The 18,079-nt window shown below is 70.6% G+C and carries 20 protein-coding genes and 1 pseudogene; 12 read left to right on the top strand and 9 right to left on the bottom strand.

Translation table 11 applies throughout. The annotated features are described in order from the left end of the window. Window positions 1–17: 17 nt before the first annotated feature. Together ABKA17_RS32875 and ABKA17_RS32870 are read right to left on the bottom strand one after the other, a co-directional pair. Window positions 18–488, bottom strand: coding sequence for a GNAT family N-acetyltransferase (locus tag ABKA17_RS32875; protein WP_353696303.1), 471 nt, complete (start codon window positions 486–488; stop codon window positions 18–20). A 13-nt stretch (window positions 489–501) separates the two neighbouring features. Next, on the bottom strand, window positions 502–1,275 hold the full coding sequence (locus tag ABKA17_RS32870; RefSeq protein ID WP_190161842.1) for an IclR family transcriptional regulator: 774 nt from the start codon (window positions 1,273–1,275) through the stop codon (window positions 502–504). Between the two features lie 122 nt (window positions 1,276–1,397). Here ABKA17_RS32870 and ABKA17_RS32865 point away from each other — a divergent pair, with 122 nt between their 5' ends. From ABKA17_RS32865 to ABKA17_RS32830, 8 genes and pseudogenes are all read left to right on the top strand, one after another. Continuing rightward, on the top strand, window positions 1,398–2,927 hold the full coding sequence (locus tag ABKA17_RS32865; protein WP_353695963.1) for an aldehyde dehydrogenase (NADP(+)): 1,530 nt from the start codon (window positions 1,398–1,400) through the stop codon (window positions 2,925–2,927). 104 nt (window positions 2,928–3,031) lie between these two features. Continuing rightward, the gene (locus ABKA17_RS32860; RefSeq protein ID WP_353695962.1) at window positions 3,032–3,640 is read left to right on the top strand and encodes a DUF1349 domain-containing protein; all 609 of its coding nucleotides are present in this window, start codon (window positions 3,032–3,034) and stop codon (window positions 3,638–3,640) included. Window positions 3,641–3,695: 55 nt separating this feature from the next. After that, window positions 3,696–3,919 (top strand): annotated as a pseudogene (locus ABKA17_RS32855) (AraC family transcriptional regulator); the annotation flags it as partial. Next, on the top strand, window positions 3,916–4,410 hold the full coding sequence (locus ABKA17_RS32850; RefSeq protein ID WP_353695961.1) for a GNAT family N-acetyltransferase: 495 nt from the start codon (window positions 3,916–3,918) through the stop codon (window positions 4,408–4,410). The pseudogene ABKA17_RS32855 and the gene ABKA17_RS32850, both read left to right, overlap by 4 nt. Window positions 4,411–4,484: 74 nt before the next feature. Beyond that, entirely contained in the window at window positions 4,485–5,204 is a 720-nt protein-coding gene (locus ABKA17_RS32845; protein ID WP_353695960.1) for a DsbA family oxidoreductase, read from the top strand. Window positions 5,205–5,318: 114 nt separating this feature from the next. Further along, window positions 5,319–6,380 carry an aminotransferase class V-fold PLP-dependent enzyme gene (locus ABKA17_RS32840; RefSeq protein ID WP_353695959.1) on the top strand — a complete coding sequence of 354 codons (1,062 nt, stop codon included), beginning with the start codon at window positions 5,319–5,321 and terminating at the stop codon, window positions 6,378–6,380. 86 nt (window positions 6,381–6,466) lie between these two features. Next, on the top strand, window positions 6,467–7,084 hold the full coding sequence (locus ABKA17_RS32835; RefSeq protein WP_353695958.1) for an RNA polymerase sigma factor: 618 nt from the start codon (window positions 6,467–6,469) through the stop codon (window positions 7,082–7,084). A 30-nt stretch (window positions 7,085–7,114) separates the two neighbouring features. Next, complete coding sequence (locus tag ABKA17_RS32830; protein WP_353695957.1) at window positions 7,115–8,119, top strand: maleylpyruvate isomerase family mycothiol-dependent enzyme; 1,005 nt, start codon at window positions 7,115–7,117, stop codon at window positions 8,117–8,119. 3 nt (window positions 8,120–8,122) lie between these two features. Here ABKA17_RS32830 and thpD read toward each other — a convergent pair whose 3' ends face one another. The 7 genes from thpD to ABKA17_RS32795 all read right to left on the bottom strand — a co-directional run bounded on the left by thpD (window position 8,123) and on the right by ABKA17_RS32795 (window position 14,247). After that, window positions 8,123–9,025, bottom strand: coding sequence for an ectoine hydroxylase (thpD, locus tag ABKA17_RS32825; protein WP_353695956.1), 903 nt, complete (start codon window positions 9,023–9,025; stop codon window positions 8,123–8,125). Window positions 9,026–9,030: 5 nt separating this feature from the next. Continuing rightward, complete coding sequence (locus ABKA17_RS32820) at window positions 9,031–9,429, bottom strand: ectoine synthase (protein WP_353695955.1); 399 nt, start codon at window positions 9,427–9,429, stop codon at window positions 9,031–9,033. 44 nt (window positions 9,430–9,473) lie between these two features. Continuing rightward, entirely contained in the window at window positions 9,474–10,745 is a 1,272-nt protein-coding gene (ectB, locus tag ABKA17_RS32815) for a diaminobutyrate--2-oxoglutarate transaminase (protein ID WP_353695954.1), read from the bottom strand. 56 nt (window positions 10,746–10,801) lie between these two features. Next, window positions 10,802–11,320 carry a diaminobutyrate acetyltransferase gene (ectA, locus tag ABKA17_RS32810; protein WP_353695953.1) on the bottom strand — a complete coding sequence of 173 codons (519 nt, stop codon included), beginning with the start codon at window positions 11,318–11,320 and terminating at the stop codon, window positions 10,802–10,804. Between the two features lie 306 nt (window positions 11,321–11,626). After that, the gene (locus ABKA17_RS32805; RefSeq protein ID WP_353695952.1) at window positions 11,627–12,154 is read right to left on the bottom strand and encodes a DinB family protein; all 528 of its coding nucleotides are present in this window, start codon (window positions 12,152–12,154) and stop codon (window positions 11,627–11,629) included. A 34-nt stretch (window positions 12,155–12,188) separates the two neighbouring features. Then, complete coding sequence (locus ABKA17_RS32800; RefSeq protein ID WP_353695951.1) at window positions 12,189–13,109, bottom strand: hypothetical protein; 921 nt, start codon at window positions 13,107–13,109, stop codon at window positions 12,189–12,191. A 40-nt stretch (window positions 13,110–13,149) separates the two neighbouring features. Further along, window positions 13,150–14,247, bottom strand: a complete 1,098-nt coding sequence (locus ABKA17_RS32795; protein ID WP_353696302.1) for a pyridoxal-phosphate-dependent aminotransferase family protein — start codon at window positions 14,245–14,247, stop codon at window positions 13,150–13,152. Between the two features lie 176 nt (window positions 14,248–14,423). Between ABKA17_RS32795 and ABKA17_RS32790 the strand changes: the two genes are divergently transcribed. From ABKA17_RS32790 to ABKA17_RS32775, 4 genes are all read left to right on the top strand, one after another. Continuing rightward, a complete protein-coding gene (locus ABKA17_RS32790) occupies window positions 14,424–15,281 on the top strand; it encodes a transporter substrate-binding domain-containing protein (protein WP_353695950.1) in 858 nt (285 codons plus the stop codon). Further along, window positions 15,278–16,111 carry an amino acid ABC transporter permease gene (locus ABKA17_RS32785; RefSeq protein ID WP_353695949.1) on the top strand — a complete coding sequence of 278 codons (834 nt, stop codon included), beginning with the start codon at window positions 15,278–15,280 and terminating at the stop codon, window positions 16,109–16,111. The genes ABKA17_RS32790 and ABKA17_RS32785 overlap by 4 nt, the downstream gene beginning before the upstream one ends. Next, window positions 16,108–16,899: an amino acid ABC transporter ATP-binding protein gene (locus ABKA17_RS32780; RefSeq protein ID WP_353695948.1), complete on the top strand. Its 792-nt coding sequence runs from the start codon at window positions 16,108–16,110 to the stop codon at window positions 16,897–16,899. The genes ABKA17_RS32785 and ABKA17_RS32780 overlap by 4 nt, the downstream gene beginning before the upstream one ends. Window positions 16,900–16,963: 64 nt before the next feature. Continuing rightward, entirely contained in the window at window positions 16,964–18,055 is a 1,092-nt protein-coding gene (locus tag ABKA17_RS32775; protein WP_353695947.1) for an amidohydrolase family protein, read from the top strand. Window positions 18,056–18,079 lie beyond the last annotated feature (24 nt).

Here is an 18,079-nt window from a genome sequence, read left to right as displayed (position 1 = left end):
GTTCATGTGCGCGGCGGCTACCGCTCCAGGGTCAGCACGACCTCGTCGATCTCCTCGCCGCGGGCGTTCGCGAACCCACGCGCGTGTGCCGTCAGCCGGAACCCGCACTTCTCCAGCACCCGCCGGGAACCCGCGTTGTCGGCCGCCGCCCGCGCGTACAGCGGCCGCTCGGGCACCTCCACGAGCAGCTCGCGCAGAGCCGCCGTGGCGATACCGCGCCCCCAGTAGGCGCGGTCGATCCAGTACGTCACCTCGCGCTCGCCCGGCTCCCCGTAGACCGCCGCGCTGCCGACCACGTCACCGTCGGCCAGCACGGTCCGGTTGACGGCGTCGGAGGCCCGGACCCGTTTCCAGTGGGCCTCGAAGGCGTCCCAGTCGGCCGGGTCCCGGGCGATGAAGGCCGCCATGCGGCAGGCCTCCGGGTCGTTCATCTGCCGGAAGAACACCGGCAGATCGCTGTCGTGGACATCGCGCAGTACGACTTCCATCGTGGCCATGGGGTCAGAGCCTACGGGTCGCCAGTGTCAGCCGGTCCCGCGCGTCGAACAGCGCGTCCTTCACCATCTGCTCGTGCGCGGGCGTGAGCCGCGCCACCGGCACCGAGCAGCTGATCGCGTCCCGCGCCGGGGTCCGGTAGGGGATCGCCACCCCGAAGCAGCGCAGCCCCAGGGTGTTCTCCTCGCGGTCCACGGCGAAGCCCTGCTCCCGCACCAGGTGCAGCTCCTCGATGAGCTTCTCCCGGTCGGTGATCGTGTTCTCGGTCAGCGCGGGCAGCGTCTCCGGGAGCATCTTGCGGACCTGCTCGTCGGAGTAGGTGCTGAGCAGCGCCTTGCCGAGGGAGGTGGAGTGGGCCGGGAGCCGGCGGCCGACCCGGGTGAAGGGGCGTAGATAGTGCTGGGACTGCCGGGTGGCGAGATAGACCACGTTGGTGCCGTCCAGCCGCGCCAGGTGGATGGTCTCGGTGGTGTCGTCGGAGAGCCGGTCCAGCGTCGGACGCGCGGCCGCGACGACCTCGTCGCCGTCGATGTACGACGTGCCGACGAGCAGCGCCCGCACCCCGATCCCGTACCGCGTGCCCGTGGCGTCCGTCTCCACCCAGCCCAGCTCCACCAGCGTGCGCAGCAGCATGTAGAGGCTGGACTTGGGGTAACCGACGGCCTCCTGGACCGCCGCGAGGGAGTGCATACCGGGGCGTCCGGCGAAGTATTCGAGCAGTTCAACCGTCCGTACCGCGGACTTGACCTGCGCCCCGCCACCCGTCTCGCCTGCCGACATCGCCCTTGACCCCTTCGTTGGACGGGAAATAGTCTCCAACAGCATATTCACCATCAGAGACAGTGTTCAGTATATCGAACAACCCTGGTGGATGACCTAGGAACTGTGTGGAGGGACCCGCGGTGGCAGCAGCACCAGTCTGGAGTGTCGACCCCCGAACCGGGAAGCCGCGTGAGCAGGTTGCGGTGGAGGCTACAGCCCAGGAGGTGGACGTCACCGTCCGGGCCGCGCACGACGCCCGGGGCGCCCTCGCCGACCGCACGGTCCGCGCCGCGTTCCTGCGCACCGCCGCCGACAAGCTGACGGCCGCCAAGGACCAGCTCGTCGAGGCGGCCGACGCCGAGACCGCGCTCGGCCCGGTCCGGCTCACCGGCGAGCTCGCCCGCACCTGCTACCAGCTGCGGTCCTTCGCCGACATCGTCGACGAGGGCGCCTTCCTCGACGTGGTGATCAACCACCCCGACGACACCGCGACCCCGCCGATCCCGGACCTGCGGCGCTACAAGGTGCCGCTCGGGGTCGTCGCCGTCTACTCGGCCTCCAACTTCCCCTTCGCCTTCTCCGTCGCCGGCGGCGACACCGCGAGCGCGCTGGGCGCGGGCTGCCCCGTCGTGGTCAAGGCCCACCCGGACCACCCGGCCCTGTCCGAGCTGGTCGCGGCCGTCCTGCGGCGGGCCGCCGCCGAGCACGGCATCCCCGAGGGCGTCATCGGTCTCGTCCACGGCTTCGAGGCGGGCGTCGAGCTCATCAAGCACCCGCTGGTCTCCGCGGCCGGCTTCACGGGCTCCATCCGGGGCGGCCGCGCCCTCTTCGACGCCGCCGCCGCCCGTCCCGTCCCGATCCCCTTCCACGGCGAGCTGGGCTCCCTGAACCCCGTCGTGGTCACCGAGGCCGCCGCCGCCGAGCGCGCCGAGGCCATCGGTACCGGGCTCGCGGGCTCCATGACGCTGGGCGTCGGCCAGTTCTGCGTGAAGCCGGGGCTCGTGCTGGTGCCGTCCGGCGCCGCGGGCGACGGTCTGCTGAAGTCCCTGACCGACGCCGTCAGCGACACCGACGCGGGAGTCCTGCTCGACCACCGCATGCGGGACAACTTCATCGCCGGGGTCGCCGAGCGCGCCGAGCTGGCCGACGTGGAGACGCCGGTCACGCCGGGCGCGGGCGGCGAGCACACGGTGAGCCCGGGCTTCCTGACGGTGCCGGCGGACAAGCTGGCGGCCGAGGGCGAGCACGACCTGCTCCTGGAGGAGTGCTTCGGTCCGGTGACGGTCGTCGCGCGCTACGACGACGACGCGCAGGCGCGTGCGGTGCTGTCCCGGCTGCCGGGCAACCTTACGGCCACGGTGCACCTGTCCACGGAGGAGACCGAGGGCAAGGGGCGCGGTACGGAGATCCTCGCGGAGCTGACGCCGCTGGCGGGGCGTGTCCTGGTCAACGGCTGGCCGACCGGGGTCGCCGTGGCGTCGGCCCAGCACCACGGCGGGCCGTACCCGGCCACGACGTCCACGTCGACTTCGGTGGGCGGTACGGCCATCGAGCGGTGGATGCGGCCGGTGGTGTACCAGACCACGCCTGCGGCGCTGCTGCCGCAGGAGTTGCGGGACGAGAACCCGCTCGGCTTGCCCCGTCGTTTCAACGGGCAGTTGGAGCGATAGTGCCATCGGGGCGCGGTGGGCTGTCGGCTGCGGGCTGTTCGTGGCTGGTCGCGCAGTTCCCCGCGCCCCTGAGTTTCTCGATGTCGCCCTGAGATAATCAGTCGATGGACGTCTTGCTTCCCGAACTGCCCTTCTCCCTCCGTACCTACGGGCCCTCGGGCCACTGGTCCTACGAGGACGGTGTGCTCGCCGGGTGGGCCGGGCCTCGGCAGGACCGGTTCGTGCCGCCCACCGCGGAAGGGCTCGACCCCGCCTCCGACGCGCCCCGCCTGCTCGGGGCGCCCGAAGGGGACTTCCAGCTGATCGCCCGGGTCACCGTGGGGTTCAACGCGTCCTTCGACGCGGGGGTGTTGTACGTCCATGTCGGGGAGCGGGCCTGGGCCAAGCTGTGTCTGGAGTACTCCCCGGACGTGGCCACCATCTGCACGGTGGTCACCCGGGGACACTCCGACGACGCCAACTCCTTCACCGTGGAGGGCAAATCGGTCTGGCTGCGGGTGAGCCGGACCGGGCGGGCGTTCGCCTTCCACGCCTCTCGGGACGGTGAACGCTGGATATTCGTCCGGCTGTTCACCCTCGGCGACGAGAAGGAGAGCGATGCCGCACTCGTCGGGTTCATGACGCAGTCGCCGATGGGGGAGGGGTGCGTCGTGACGTACGACCACGTGGAGTTCAGGCCCGAGTGGCCGAAGGACCTCAGAGACGGCAGCTGACGGGCCCCCTCAACCGCCGGTCGCCCGAGCCGAGTTGTAACCGAACAACCACGTCATGGCCTGGCACGCCGGTGTCAGCGTCCGCACCCTCGCCCGCCGCTTCCACGCCGAGAGTGGCGTCAGTCCATGGACCAGGTCGCCCGGGCCTCCGGCCTCGGCACCGCCGACTCGCTCCGCGGCCATCTGGCCCGTCGCACGGGACTGACGCCGAGCGCCTATCGGGCCCGGTTCAGCCGCCTGGGAACCGGGGCCGACGAGGTCACGTCCTCCGTTGCATGATCAGTGACAGAGTCGTCACGGCCCGGGTGATCCGGACCGCCGTACCGGCCGAGGCGGAGGCCCTCACCGCGCTCCACGCCCGGGCCCGGGCCACCTATTACCCCGACGGCGTCCCGGACGACGGCACCGACTGGCTCGCCGTCTGGCGGGCCGCCGTCGCCCGGCCGGACGGGCACGTCCTGTGCGCCGTGGAGGACGGGCGGGTCGTCGCGCTCGCCTCCTTCCGGACCCCGGAGGGCGCCCCGGCGCGGACGGTCAAGCTGTTCCAGTTCCACGTCGACCCCGACCTCTGGCGCTCCGGAGTCGGTACGTCCCTGCACGGGGCCTGCGTCGAGCAGTGGCGGGCCGACGGGAAGCGGACGGCGGCGCTGGACGTGCACGTCGACAACCTGCGGGCGCAGGCCTTCTACGGTCGGCTCGGCTGGACCGCGGACCCGCAGGAGCCGGGGGCTCATCATCTGCGGATGACCTTCGCGCTGGCCGGGGAATGATCCTCGGTCCTTGAACGTTCACCCATTAACCGGAGGGAGTCTCCGTACCCGTTCGACCTGGAGAGAGCCGAGACATGCGCGTCGAGATCTGGAGCGACATCGCCTGCCCCTGGTGCTACGTGGGCAAGGCCCGCTTCGAGAAGGCGCTCGAGGCCTTCCCGCACCGTGACCAGGTCGAGGTGGTGCACCGCTCCTTCGAGCTGGACCCGCGGCACGACAAGGCCGACATCGGGCCCGTCGTCCCGATGATCGCCAAGAAGTACGGCATCAGCGTGGCCCAGGCCCAGGACGCCGAGAACAACCTCGGTACACAGGCCGCCGCCGAGGGCCTGGCCTACCGCACCCACGGCCGCGACCACGGCAACACCTTCGACATGCACCGCCTGCTCCACCTCGCCAAGGCGCGGGGCAGGCAGGACGAGCTCATCCAGATCTTCTACAAGGCCAACTTCGCCGAGGAGCGGTCCGTCTTCTCCGAGGGCGACGACCGTCTCGTGGAGCTCGCCGTCGCCGCGGGACTGGACGCGGACGACGCCCGCAAGGTCCTCGCGGACCCGAACGCCTACGCCGACGACGTCCGCGCCGACGAGCGCGAGGCCGCCGAACTCGGCGCGAGCGGCGTGCCGTTCTTCGTCCTCGACCGCAAGTTCGGCGTCTCCGGCGCCCAGCCCGCCGAAGTCTTCACCCAGGCGCTCACCCAGGCCTGGGGCGAGCGTCCGCCGCTCCAGCTGATCGAGGACGGCGGCGCGGACGCCTGCGGCCCCGACGGGTGCGCGGTGCCGCAGCAGCACTGAGGCGGGCGCGGCAGAGAGACTCCGCAGGTCGGAGCGTACCCATAAGGGTTCCTTAGGGGAACCACGTAAAAATCGTCAATGGACTAATGGCCCGGGCGGCTCCACAGTGGAGCCATGGAGACCTTCGAGAGCCTGGTCCGTGCCGAGTTCGCCCCGAAGAACACCTATCTGAACACCGCGACCAGCGGTCTGCTCCCGGCCCGCGCCGTCACCGCCCTGGCGGCGGCCGCGCGGATCCGTGCCGAGGGCAGGCCGCTGGACCCGCTGTTCGAGGACGTGGAAGCGGCCCGCGCCGCCTTCGCCCGGCTCGCCGGAGTGCCGACGAGCCGGGTCGCGGCCGGCCCCTCCGTCTCCGTCCACAGCGGACTGGTCGCCGCCGCGCTCCCCGCGGGCGCCGAAGTCCTCACCGCCGAGGGCGACTTCACCTCCGTCGTGCACCCTTTCCACGCCCGCGGCGACCTCAAGGTCCGCAGCGTCCCCCTGGAACGGCTGGCCGAGTCCGTCCGCCCGGGGACCGCGCTGGTCGCGGTCAGCGCCGCCCAGTCCGCCGACGGCCGCGTCGCCGACCTCCCGGCCCTGCGCGCGGCCGCACAGCGGCACGGCACCCGCACCTACGTCGACTTCTCGCAGGCCGGCGGCTGGCTGCCGATCGACGCCGCCGCGTACGACTACACCGTCTGCACCGGCTTCAAGTGGCTGCTCGGCCCGCACGGCGCCGCCTTCCTGGTCGTCCCCGCGGAATCGGCCGACTTCGGCGGCCTGACCCCGCTGCTGGCCGGCTGGGTCGCGGGCGAGAACCCCTGGGACAGCTGTTACGGCCCGATCGCCGAACTCGCCCACTCCGCGCGCCGGTTCGACCTCAGCCCGGCCCTGTTCACCTACGCCGGCCTGCGCGCCTCCCTCTCCCTGATCGAGGAACTCGGCGTGCCCGCCGTCCACGCCCACGACCTGGCGCTCGCCGACCGCTTCCGCGCGGGCCTCGCCACCCTCGGCCACGAACCCGTCCCGGCGCCGGGTTCGGCGATCGTCTCCGTGCCCGGACTGGGCGCGAGGCAACGGGAGTTGAGCGCGGCCGGTATCGAGGTCTCCGACCGCGCGGGCCATCTGCGCGCCTCCTTCCACCTCTACAACACCCCCGCCGACGTGGACCGCCTGCTGGACGTCCTGTCCGGCTGACCTACGGCTCGTGAACCATTGGCCATGGCCTGTTGTCGTGAACCGCTGGCGCGGACCCGGCCAGGGCGCTAGGAAGGGCACCAGGGGTGGTGGTGCCGGTGGAACAAGCGGGCGATACGTCAGTGCGGCCTCCCGTCGACACGGAGCTGCACAGGCGGCTCGTGTACGGCGACGAGTCCGCGCTGACCGAGGTGTACGAGGCGTACGGCCCTCTGGTACGGCGGGTCGCCGTGCGGGTCACCCGCAGTCCGGGCGCCGCCGAGGAGGTGGCGCAGGAGGTCTTCGCCCACCTGTGGAGCAGGCCGTACGCCTACGACGCGGGCCGCGGCACCCTGCGCACCTGGCTCTCCATGCTCGCCCACCGGCGGGCCGTGGACTGGGTGCGCGGCGAGGCCAGGCACCGCAAGGCCGCCGGCGCCGACGACTCGGCCCTCCAGGCCATCCCCGAGCCCGGTCCTGGCCCCGACGAGACGGTCGTCGACCGCGAACGCTCTCTCCTGCTGCACTCCGCCCTCGCCGAACTCCCGCAGCCCCAGCGGGAGGTGGTGCATCTGGCCTACTTCGCGGGCCGCACCTACCGGCAGGCCGCGGTCGAACTCGGCATCCCCGAGGGCACCGCCAAGACACGGCTGCGCACAGCGTTACGTACCTTGGCCGAGACTTTGGCCGACCCGCCCGACCCCGCGCTCGAAAGGGGCGCATGATGGAAAGGGATCCGCGAAAGGGGGTGCACGGTGACCACTGAACACGACGGCGTACGCGACCTGCTGGCCGCCTGGGCCTTCGGGGCGCTGGACCCCGCCGACCGCAGGACGGTCCCGCTGCACCTGGCCGAGTGCGAGAGCTGCGCGGCGGAGGCGGAACGGCTGCGCGAGACGGTACGACTCCTCGACGGCCCCGCGTCCAACGGCTCCGACCGCCGCCCCGCCGCCGACATCCTCTCCGGCGCCCTGCGCACCCGCCCCGCCACGCCCCGGGTCGCCCCGCACGCCGCCCCCTACGCGGCCGCGGTCGCGGGCCTCAAGGCGCTGCTGCCGGAGATCGCGGGCCGCTGGTCCACCCCGGTCGTGCACGACTGGGACGTCCACGCGACCATCGCCCACCTCCTCGCCGCCGACGAGCACCTGGCGCGGCTGCTCGGCCAGGACACCCGCCTGCCGCTCTCCCGGATCTCCCCCGACACGCACTGGGGGGACGCCTGGAACGAGCGCACCGCCGAGGTCATCGCCCACGAGTACGGCCGTACGCCCGAGGAGACCGTGGCCGACTGGTCCGCCCAGGCCGGCGCACTGCTCACCGCGCCCGAGGCCCACGATCCCGAACCGGCCGCCCGCGCGGTGATGTTGATGGGCGTCCGGCTGCCGGTCGCCGACCACTACGTGGTGCGTGCCTTCGAGGCGTGGATCCACACCGACGACATCGGCCGCGCCCTCGGCATCGCCGTCCCGCCGCCGCCCGAGCCGCACCTGTGGCAGCTGGTCCGGCTGGCCGTCCGCATCCTCGGACTGGCCCTCGGACCCGACGCCGCGCCGGTGCTGTTCTCCGTCACCGGCGGGGAGCGGTGGGTACTGGGTTCGCAGGACGAACCGGTACGGGCCGAACTCACCCTGGATCCGGTCGACTTCTGCCTGCTCGTCGGCGGACGGTACACCCCGGACGAGGTACCGCGGGCCACCACGGGCGACGCGGCCCCGGTCCAGAACGTACTGGAGAGGGCCGCGTCGCTGGCGTGGCTGTGAGGGTCACTTCACGGGCGTGAAGTCCCGCGCGCCGATGAACTCCGGTCGCCGTATCGGAGCCGCGAAGGGCTCCACGGCCGCGTTCTCCACGCTGTTGAACACGATGAAGACGTTGCTGCGCGGGAACGGCGTGATGTTGTCGCCGGAGCCGTGCATGCAGTTGCAGTCGAACCAGGTCGCCGAACCCGCCTTGCCGGTGAACAGCTTGATGCCGTACTCGCCGGCCATCTTGGTCAGCGCCTCGTCCGAGGGCGTGCCTGCGTCCTGCATCTGGAGCGACTTCTTGTAGTTGTCCTTCGGCGTCGCCCCCGCACAGCCGAGGAACGTGCGGTGCGAGCCCGGCATGATCATGAGGCCGCCGTTGGTGTCGTGGTTCTCCGTCAGCGCGATGGAGACGGACACCGTCCGCATGTTCGGCAGGCCGTCCTCGGCGTGCCAGGTCTCGAAGTCCGAGTGCCAGTAGAAGCCGGAGGCGCCGAAGCCGGGCTTGACGTTGATCCGTGACTGGTGGACGTAGACGTCCGAGCCGAGGATCTGCCGGGCCCGCCCGACCACCCGCTCGTCCCGCACCAGCTCGGCGAACACCTCGCTGATCCGGTGCACTTCGAAGACGGACCGGATCTCCTTGGACTGCGGTTCGATGATCGACCGCTCGTCCGCGCGGATCGCCGGGTCGGCGACGAGCCGCTCCAACTCCGCGTGGTACCGGGCCACTTCGTCCTCGCCGATGAGCTCCTCGATGGCGAGGAAGCCGTCCCGCTCGTAGGAGTGGAGCTCGTCGAGGGAGACCGGCCCGGAAGTGCCGGGCGCGCCCCAGACGACGGGGTCCTGACGCGGGACGGTGACTTCGGCGGGCCCGCGGCTGGGGTACAGGTCGGTGATCGCGGTCGGGTTCGTGGTGGTCATGGTGGTCAGCCCTCCTCCGTCAGCAGGGGATAGACGCCGTTCTCGTCGTGGTCCTCCCGTCCGGTCACGGGCGGGTTGAACACGCACAGACAGCGGAAGTCCTCCTTCACCCGCAGCGTGTGCCGCTCGTGCCCGTCGAGGAGGTACATGGTGCCGGGCGTGATCGTGTGGCTCAGCCCGGTCTCGTGGTCGGTGAGTTCGGCCTCGCCCTCGACGCAGACGACGGCCTCGATGTGGTTCGCGTACCACATGGACGTCTCCGTACCCGCGTACAGGATCGTCTCGTGCAGCGAGAACCCGACGCGCTCCTTGGCGAGCACGATCCGTTTGCTCTCCCAGGTGCCGGACGCCGACCTCACATGCCGGTCGGTTCCTTCGATGTCCTTGAACGAACGGACGATCACGGTGGTACGAGCCTCCTAGATAGGCGGTTGGTCCGACGGTTCGGTCAGACGGTTTCCCGGACGGAACGCGCGAGGACGCTGAGCCCCGCGTCGAGTTCCTCCGGGGTGACGGTGAGAGCGGGGAGGAGTTTGACGACCTCGCTCTCCGGGCCGGACGTCTCGATGAGCAGCCCGAGTTCGAAGGCGCGCCGGGCGATCCGCTCGGCCCGCGCCTTCTCGTGGAACTCCAGCCCCCACACGAGCCCGCGCCCGCGGTACTCCTTCACGTCGGCGAGGTTCTCCTCGGTGATGGAGATCAGGGCCTGCTCGACCTGCTCGCCGCGCGCCCGGGTCTGCTTCTCCATGGCGGACCCGTCGGCCCAGTAGGCCTCCAGCGCGGCGGTGGCGGTGACGAACGCCGGGTTGTTGCCGCGGAAGGTGCCGTTGTGCTCGCCCGGCTCCCAGATGTCCAGCTCGGGCTTGAACAGGCACAGCGACATGGGCAGTCCGTAGCCGCTGATCGACTTGGACACGGTGACGATGTCCGGGGTGATGCCCGCCTCCTCGAAGGAGAAGAAGGCCCCGGTCCGTCCGCACCCCATCTGGATGTCGTCGACGATGAGCAGCATGTCCTGCCGCTCGCACAGCGCGGCGAGCGCCTGCAGCCACTCCTTGCGGGCCACGTTGATGCCGCCCTCGCCCTGCACGGTCTCGACGATCACCGCGGCCGGCTTGTTCAGCCCGGACCCCTGGTCCTCCAGCAGCCGCTCGAACCACAGGAAGTCCTCGACCGTGCCGTCGAAGTAGTTGTCGAACGGCATCGGGGTGCCGTGCACCAGCGGTATCCCGGCCCCGGCCCGCTTGAAGGCGTTGCCGGTGACCGCGAGGGAGCCCAGCGACATCCCGTGGAAGGCGTTGGTGAAGGACACGATCGCCTCGCGCCCCTTCACCTTCCGGGCGAGCTTCAGCGCGGACTCGACGGCGTTGGTGCCGGTCGGGCCCGGGAACATGACCTTGTACGGCAGGTCGCGCGGCCGCAGCACCAGGTCCTGGAAGGTCTGGAGGAAGGACCGCTTGGCGGTGGTCGACATGTCGAGCCCGTGCGTGACGCCGTCGCGCTCCAGGTAGTCGATCAACGCCCGTTTCAGGACGGGGTTGTTGTGCCCGTAGTTCAGGGAACCGGCGCCCGCGAAGAAGTCCAGGTACTCGTGGCCGTCCTCGTCGTACATGCGGCTGCCCTGCGCACGGTCGAAGACGGTGGGCCAGCCGCGGCAGTAGCTGCGCACCTCGGACTCGAGGGTCTCGAAGACACTGAGGTCGGGCTGGGTGATGGTCACGACGAATCGCTCCTCGGGTACGTGGGGGATGGCGAGGGGGTGGAGGGGAGAGGGACTCAGAGGGAGAGGGGACCGATGCGGTAGAGGACCTCGGGTTCGTGCGGCCCGTCGGGGAACAGGTCGTCGTCGAACAGCACCGCACGCTCCAGGCCGGCGTCATGGCGCTCGGCGAAGGCGCCGAAGAGCCGCTCGGAGGCGGTGTTGCCGGGCGTGATGGTGGTCTCGACGGCGGTGATCCGGTGCTCGGCCGAGGCCCGCGCGACCAGAGCGTCGAGCAGCGCCCCGGCGAGCCCGCGCCCACGGTGCGTCTCGTCCACCGCCACCTGCCAGACGAGCAGGGTGCGCGGCCGGTCCGGCCGGAGGTACCCGGTGACGAAGCCGACCGGCTTGCCCTGCCCGTCTCGAGCGACGGCCGACGTGGCCGCGAAGTCGCGGCACCACAGCAGATAGCTGTACGACGAGTTCAGGTCGAGGACCTTCGAGTCCCTCGCAATCCGCCACAACGCGGCGCCGTCGGCCACGTTCGGACGGTCGATTTGCAGTTCTGCTGTCGTGTCTGCTTGTGCGGCAGTCATGCGGATTGAATTTACCCAGGGAAATTAAAAATTGCATCGCCGACAGGGGTTACGGGTCGGCGGTACGTGTGTTATCACGCGGGCGCGGGCGAACGCGTGAGGGAGGCGAGGTATGGGTGTATTTGTGCGGCACAAACTACTTAAATCACCCGCGATGTGTAACGCGTCACAGCCATGTAATCCCCACGGCATCTGCCCGAATTCATCCGGTTGACGTTCGCAGAATCTTTGCGTTTAGGACCCGAAAAAGGGGGCAGAAGAATACGGGAAGCTGCCCCGGGAATGAATTCCGGAATTCCCTTTGAATTAGGCTCCGGTCACCCCGTCGATTCGTTCCCGCAAGATATCGGCATGGCCGTTGTGGCGGGCGTACTCCTCAATCATGTGGATGAGCACCCACCGCACACTGACCTCCATCCCGGGAACAGGCCCCTCCATGACCCGCCCGACATGGTCGAGCGACCGTCCGGCGACGATCTCCCGCCCCCGCGCGATCTCCCGCCGCCAGACGCCGAGCGCCTCGTCGAGCGCGCGATCGGCACGCAGGGCGTACCCGGTCACCTCCTCGTACACCGGCGGCACATCGAGCCCGGCGATCACCCGCTGGAACCAGTTCCGCTCCACCTCAGCGAGATGCTGCACCAGCCCGAGCAACGTCAGCGACGACGGCTCGGCGGCGGCGAGCCGCACCTGCTCGTCGTCCAGCCCCGCACACTTCAGCTCCAAAGTGGCCCGGTGAAAGTCCAACCAGCTCTGCAACATGGGGAGTTCCTCACCGGTGGTGAGGGGGACAGGACGGCCGTCGGGGAGGGTGAACGGTGTGTTGGTGGTCATGGGGCGAGCATGGCATGGCAGGGGCGCCGGCGGTCTACCTCTTCCAGGCGGCCACGTCGTCCGCGACGCGCCGCCACTCGGCGGTCCCGCCCGGCAACGGCCAGGCCCACGTGGGCCGTTGACCCGTGTCCAGCTCCCGAAGCCGACGGGCGAGGGCCGGCCCCGCGAAGGCGGCACCGTCGGGGACCACGGTGCCCTGGACGGCGCGGAGCGCGGCGAAGCGGTCCAACTCGGCCTCGTAGGCGCGCACCGCCTGCTCGGTCCCGGTGCGTACCTCGTCGCTCGGCGCGGTGCGATACAGATCCAGCACCGGGGGCTGGGTCGACTCGGCGATCGCGGCGGCCAGCCGTGCGTGACCGTCGAGGACGAGATGGCAGTCCAGCCCGCTGACCCACCACAACAGGACCGGCGGCAGCGTGCCGTCACGGGCCTGCTTCCGGTACGCCTTGACCCTGCTGTCGTCCGCGTCGGGCATCGGCCGCAACGGAAGGATCTCCCAGGAGCCGGAGTGCATGAACCAGTCGACGTATCCGTCCGGATGCCCCTCGATGAGCATCGAGCCCCAGTACTCCGCCTGCGGCAGACGGCCGTGGTTCCAGCGCGGGAGCGGGCTGTCGGGGGTCAGCAGCCAGCGGCCCTCGTGCAGAGGGCTCTCCGACGAGTCCAGCAGGGACCGGGCGAAGCGGTGGGCCCAGCGGTCCGGGTGCCCGGCCAGGGCCCGCGCCGTGTCCGCACGCAGCGGCGGAACCGGGGAGCGGTAGGCGTCGGTGCGCCAGAACTCCACCCCGCAGTGGTCCTCCTCGACCGCGGCGAGGAGCACGGGCTCCGGCCCCTGGCAGAGAAGAAGCCGCCGCTCGGCACTGAACAGACACAGCCCCGGCCGACCGGACGACGGAACCTGGAGCGACAGCCCCGCCCATGTGCCGTCGTCCCGGGTGAGGTCAGTGCGCCGCATGCCGGAGACCATAAGGGTGTGTGCGGGGGGTCTTCCAGCCCTACCAGCCCGCCTCCGCAGCCCGCAGCGCGCCCGCCACGTCCACGGTCAGTCCCCGCTCACCCAACGCCGCCCCGAGCGCCGCCAGGCTCGCCCGGACCGCCCCAGGGGTCGCGTCCGCCCCGTAGTGGTTGACCCGGATCATCTCCTTGGCCAACGCACCGCCCCCCGCGGCCAGCGGCAGCGCGGGGTCCGAGGCCAGGGCCCGGGCCACTAGCTCGGACGCCACCACCCCCGCCGGCGCCCGCAGGGTCGTGGCAACCGGTGCCGCGTCCCGGGCCACGTGGACGTAGGGCTCGAGGCCGCCGCCCAGCGCCACGGCCCCCGCTCGCGTCGCCGCGGCCGCCGAGGCGTGCCGGGCCATCACCGTGTCGAGCCCGACCGACTCGATCCGCTCGACGCAGGCCTCCAGTGCGAGCATCTCCAACTGGGCCGGTGCGTGCAGCAGGGCCTTGCGGCCGCCGTCCACCCACCGCTCCTTCCAGTCCAGCAGCGACAGGTACGACCGCCGGGGCGCGTGCGGGTTCGCCGCCATCCGGGCCCAGGCCCGCTCGCTGACGGACACCGCCGACACGCCCGCGGGGCCGCCCATCGCCTTCTGCGCCCCGATCACGCACAGGTCGACACCCCACGCGTCCGGCAGCACCGGCTCGGCCCCGACGGAGGCGACGGCGTCCAGGTAGAACAGCGCACCGTGCGAGCGCACCACCTCCCCGATCTCCGCGACCGGGTTGGTGTTGCCCGTCGCCGCCTCCGCGTGCACCAGCGACACGAAGTCGATCGAGGGATGCTCGGCGAAGGCCGCCCGGATCTGCTCGGCGGTCACCGCCGTGTGGAACGGCACCGCCAGATCGATCACCGTCGCCCCGCAGTCCCGCAGCCAGTCCCCGAAGGTCTGCCCGTACGGCCCGGTGATCACGTTCAGCGCCACCGTCCCCGGACCCGCACTCGCCCGGATCGCGCCCTCCAGCGGCAGCAACGCCTCACCCTGCATGATCACGACGTCCTGCGAGGTGCTCAGCAGCCGCGCCACACGGTCCTCGATCGCCGCGAAGTGCGCCGCGTCGAGCGGGGCCAGATCCAGGAAGGGGTGGGTCACGGTGGTGCTCTCTTCGCTCACTGGGGTAGAGGTGATCGAGGGTAACCGCTGCCCGGCAACGCTCCTCGACCGGTGACTTCTTAGGGCCAACGGCGTCATAGCCATCGGTTTGATTTGAGAGACCCAAACCTCTCCTTATAATCGGAACCCACAGTTCCCCCACAGGAGGCCTCCCCGTGAACACCCTCTCCGGTCGCCGCACCCGCGTCCTGGCCGCCACCGCCGCGACCGCCGGGCTTCTACTCGTGGCCGCCTGTTCCTCCGACGACGACGGCGGCAGCGGCACCAAGACCGCCGCCGGCGGTGTCGAGTTGGTCAAGGCGGGGCAGCTCACCACCTGCACCCACCTTCCCTACCCGCCCTTCCAGTCGGAGATCGACGGCAAGGTGCAGGGCTTCGACGTGTCGCTCATCGACCTCGTCGCCAAGGACCTCGGCGTGAAGCAGGAGATCCTCGACACGCCGTTCGAGAACTTCAAGACCGGCGCCTTCCTCAACTCCGGCGAGTGCGACCTGGCCGCCGCCGGCATGACCATCACCGACGAGCGCAAGAAGAACGTCGACTTCTCGGACCCGTACTTCGAGGCCACCCAGGCCCTCCTGGTCGACAAGGGCAGCGGCATCACGTCCCTCGCCGACGCCAAGTCCAAGAAGGTCAAGCTCGGCGCCCAGGCGCAGACCACCGGCGAGGACTACGCCAAGAGCCAGGGCTTCGACCCGGTCTCCTTCGAGTCCTCCGACGCCGTCCTCAACGGCCTGCGCTCCGGCCAGGTCAAGGCCGTCGTCATCGACTACCCGGTCGTCCAGGGCTGGCTGAAGACCAAGGCCAACGCGGACGCCTTCCAGGTCGCCGAGCAGATCAACACCGGTGAGCAGTACGGCTTCACGGTGAAGAAGGGCAACACCAAGCTTCTCGCCGCCGTCAACAAGGCCCTCGCCGACGCCAAGGCGGACGGCACGTACAAGACGCTGTACGAGAAGTGGATCGGCCCGTACGACGAGTCCGCGGCCTCCGCTTCCCCGTCCGCCTCATGACGGGCGCGGACGCACAACTCCAGCCCCGCAAGAAGGGCCTGACCCGGAGTCAGAAACGCAGTCTGTCGCGCGGCGCCCAGTACGTCGTCTTCGTCGGGGCCGTGGTCGCCTTCGCGGCCGCGGCCGACTGGGGGCGGCTGAAGAACCAGTTCGCCCAGTGGGACATCGCCAAGGAGATGTTCCCGGACGTCATCACGCTGGCGCTGAAGAACACCGTGCTCTACACGCTGTCCGGCTTCGCGTTCGGGCTCGTCCTCGGCATGGTCATAGCGCTGATGCGGCTGTCGTCGGTGGGCCCGTACCGCTGGTTCGCCGGGGTCTACATCGAGATCTTCCGCGGTCTGCCGGCCCTGCTGATCTTCATCTTCATCGGGGTCGCCGTACCGCTGGCCTTCCCGGGCACCGAGATCCCCGGCGGCACGTACGGCAAGGTCGCGCTCGCGCTCGGCCTGGTGGCGGCCGCGTACATGGCGGAGACGATCCGCGCGGGCATCCAGGCGGTGCCCAAGGGGCAGCTGGAGGCGGCCCGTTCACTGGGCTTCTCGCCCGCCAGGGCCATGGTCTCGATCATCATCCCGCAGGCCTTCCGGATCATCCTGCCGCCCCTCACCAACGAACTCGTCCTCCTCTTCAAGGACTCCTCGCTGGTGCTCTTCCTCGGGGTCACCCTGGAGGAGCGCGAACTGTCCAAGTACGGCCGCGACCTGGCCAGTACGACCGCCAACTCCACCCCGATCCTCGTCGCCGGCCTGTGCTACCTGCTGGTGACGATCCCGCTCGGGTTCGTGGTGCGCCGCATGGAGGCGAAGGCCCAGGAGGCCGTGAAATGAGCCCTGAAGCGAGCCGGCCGGAGATCCAGGTCCGGGGCCTGCACAAGGCGTTCGGCGACAACGAGGTCCTCAAGGGCATCGACCTGGAGATCGGCCAGGGCGAAGTCGTGTGCGTCATCGGCCCGTCCGGCTCCGGCAAGTCCACCTTGCTGCGGTGCGTGAATCTCCTGGAGGAGCCCACCAAGGGCCAGGTCTTCGTCGGCGGCACCGAGCTGACGGACCCCGACGTCGACATCGACGCCGTACGCCGCCGTATCGGCATGGTCTTCCAGCAGTTCAACCTCTTCCCGCACCTCACGGTGACCGAGAACCTCACGCTGCCGCAGCGCCGGGTGCTCAGGCGGGACAAGGCCTCGGCGGCGAAGGTGGCCGCCGAGAACCTGGAGCGGGTCGGCCTCACCGAGAAGGCGAACGCCTACCCGGCCTCCCTCTCCGGCGGCCAGCAGCAGCGCGTCGCCATCGCCCGCTCCCTGTCGATGGGCCCCGAGGTGATGCTCTTCGACGAACCGACCTCGGCCCTCGACCCCGAGCTGGTCGGGGACGTCCTCGCGGTGATGCGGATGCTCGCGCAGGAGGGCATGACGATGATGGTCGTCACCCACGAGATGACCTTCGCGAGGGAGGTCGCGGACCGCGTGATCTTCATGGACGGGGGAGTGGTGGTGGAGGACGGCACCCCGGCCCAGGTCATCGGCAACCCGGCTCACGAACGCACACGCCACTTCCTGTCACGTCTGCTGGACCCGGCGATGGCGGATGTCGAGGAGGACGACAGGCGCGCCCCCTAAGGGGCGCGGGGAACTGCGCGACCAGCCACAATGCATCCGCAGCCGAAGAACTATCGTGCGTCTCATGAACGATCTGCCGGTGCTGCACGTAAAAGGCCGCGTCCTCGTAGGCCCAGACGACGTCCGAGACGAACTCTGGGTCATCGACGGTCGGATCTCCTACGACCGTCCCGTCGGTGCCTATGACGTCCGTACCGTCGCGGGCTGGGCTCTTCCCGGCCTCGTCGACGCGCACTGCCACGTCGGCCTGGGCCCCCACGGCCCGGTGGACATCGGCGAAGCCAAGACGCAGGCCCTCACCGACCGCGAGGCCGGCACCCTGCTGATCAGAGACGCCGGCTCTCCTTCGGACACTCGCTGGACAGACGACCGCGAGGACCTCCCGAAGATCATCCGCGCCGGAAGGCACATCGCCCGCACCCGCCGCTACATCCGCGGATTCGCCCACGAGATCGAACCGGAGGATCTCGTCGCCTACGTCGCCCAGGAGGCCCGCCGCGGCGACGGCTGGGTCAAGCTGGTCGGCGACTGGATCGACCGCGAGGTCGGCGACCTGGCCCCGAGCTGGCCCCGGGACGCGGCGCAGGCGGCGATCGCGGAGGCCCACAGGCTCGGCGCGCGGGTCACGGCCCACTGCTTCGCGGAGTCCTCCCTCCGGGACCTCGTCGAGGCGGGCATCGACTGCATCGAGCACGCCACGGGCCTCACCGACGACCTGATCCCCCTCTTCGCGGACCGCGGTGTGGCGATCGTCCCCACCCTGGTCAACATCGCCACGTTCCCGAAACTGGCCGAGGGCGGCGAGTCCAGGTTCCCCCGCTGGTCCGCCCACATCCGCCGGCTCCACGAACGCCGCTACGACACGGTCCGCGGCGCCTACGACGCCGGCATCCCGGTCTACGTCGGCACCGACGCGGGCGGCACCCTCCCGCACGGCCTGGTCGCCACCGAGGTCGAGGAACTGACCAAGGCGGGCATTCCCCCGGTCGAGGCCCTGGCGGCGACGACGTGGAAGGCCCGCGAGTGGCTCGGCCGCCCGGGCCTGGACGAGGGCGCCACGGCCGATCTCGTGGTGTACGAGGGGGATCCGCGGGCGGACGTACGGGTACTGGGGGCGCCCCGGAGGGTGGTACTGAACGGGCGAGTCGTGGGATGAACGGACGAGTCGTGGGGTGAACGG

It is taken from the genome of Streptomyces sp. RG80 (assembly GCF_040446465.1).
Classification (GTDB): domain Bacteria; phylum Actinomycetota; class Actinomycetes; order Streptomycetales; family Streptomycetaceae; genus Streptomyces.
The sequence above is the reverse complement of the archived record's forward strand: the minus strand, read 5'-3'. Positions and strand labels throughout refer to the sequence as shown.

Coding starts and splice junctions, on each gene's coding strand:
- ABKA17_RS32875 (WP_353696303.1), bottom strand. CDS start 488: ATGGAAGTCGTACTGCGCGATGTCCACGACAGCGATCTGCCGGTGTTC.
- ABKA17_RS32870 (WP_190161842.1), bottom strand. CDS start 1,275: ATGTCGGCAGGCGAGACGGGTGGCGGGGCGCAGGTCAAGTCCGCGGTA.
- ABKA17_RS32860 (WP_353695962.1), top strand. CDS start 3,032: ATGGACGTCTTGCTTCCCGAACTGCCCTTCTCCCTCCGTACCTACGGG.
- ABKA17_RS32850 (WP_353695961.1), top strand. CDS start 3,916: ATGATCAGTGACAGAGTCGTCACGGCCCGGGTGATCCGGACCGCCGTA.
- ABKA17_RS32845 (WP_353695960.1), top strand. CDS start 4,485: ATGCGCGTCGAGATCTGGAGCGACATCGCCTGCCCCTGGTGCTACGTG.
- ABKA17_RS32840 (WP_353695959.1), top strand. CDS start 5,319: ATGGAGACCTTCGAGAGCCTGGTCCGTGCCGAGTTCGCCCCGAAGAAC.
- thpD (WP_353695956.1), bottom strand. CDS start 9,025: ATGACCACCACGAACCCGACCGCGATCACCGACCTGTACCCCAGCCGC.
- ectA (WP_353695953.1), bottom strand. CDS start 11,320: ATGACTGCCGCACAAGCAGACACGACAGCAGAACTGCAAATCGACCGT.
- ABKA17_RS32805 (WP_353695952.1), bottom strand. CDS start 12,154: ATGACCACCAACACACCGTTCACCCTCCCCGACGGCCGTCCTGTCCCC.
- ABKA17_RS32800 (WP_353695951.1), bottom strand. CDS start 13,109: ATGCGGCGCACTGACCTCACCCGGGACGACGGCACATGGGCGGGGCTG.
- ABKA17_RS32785 (WP_353695949.1), top strand. CDS start 15,278: ATGACGGGCGCGGACGCACAACTCCAGCCCCGCAAGAAGGGCCTGACC.
- ABKA17_RS32780 (WP_353695948.1), top strand. CDS start 16,108: ATGAGCCCTGAAGCGAGCCGGCCGGAGATCCAGGTCCGGGGCCTGCAC.
- ABKA17_RS32775 (WP_353695947.1), top strand. CDS start 16,964: ATGAACGATCTGCCGGTGCTGCACGTAAAAGGCCGCGTCCTCGTAGGC.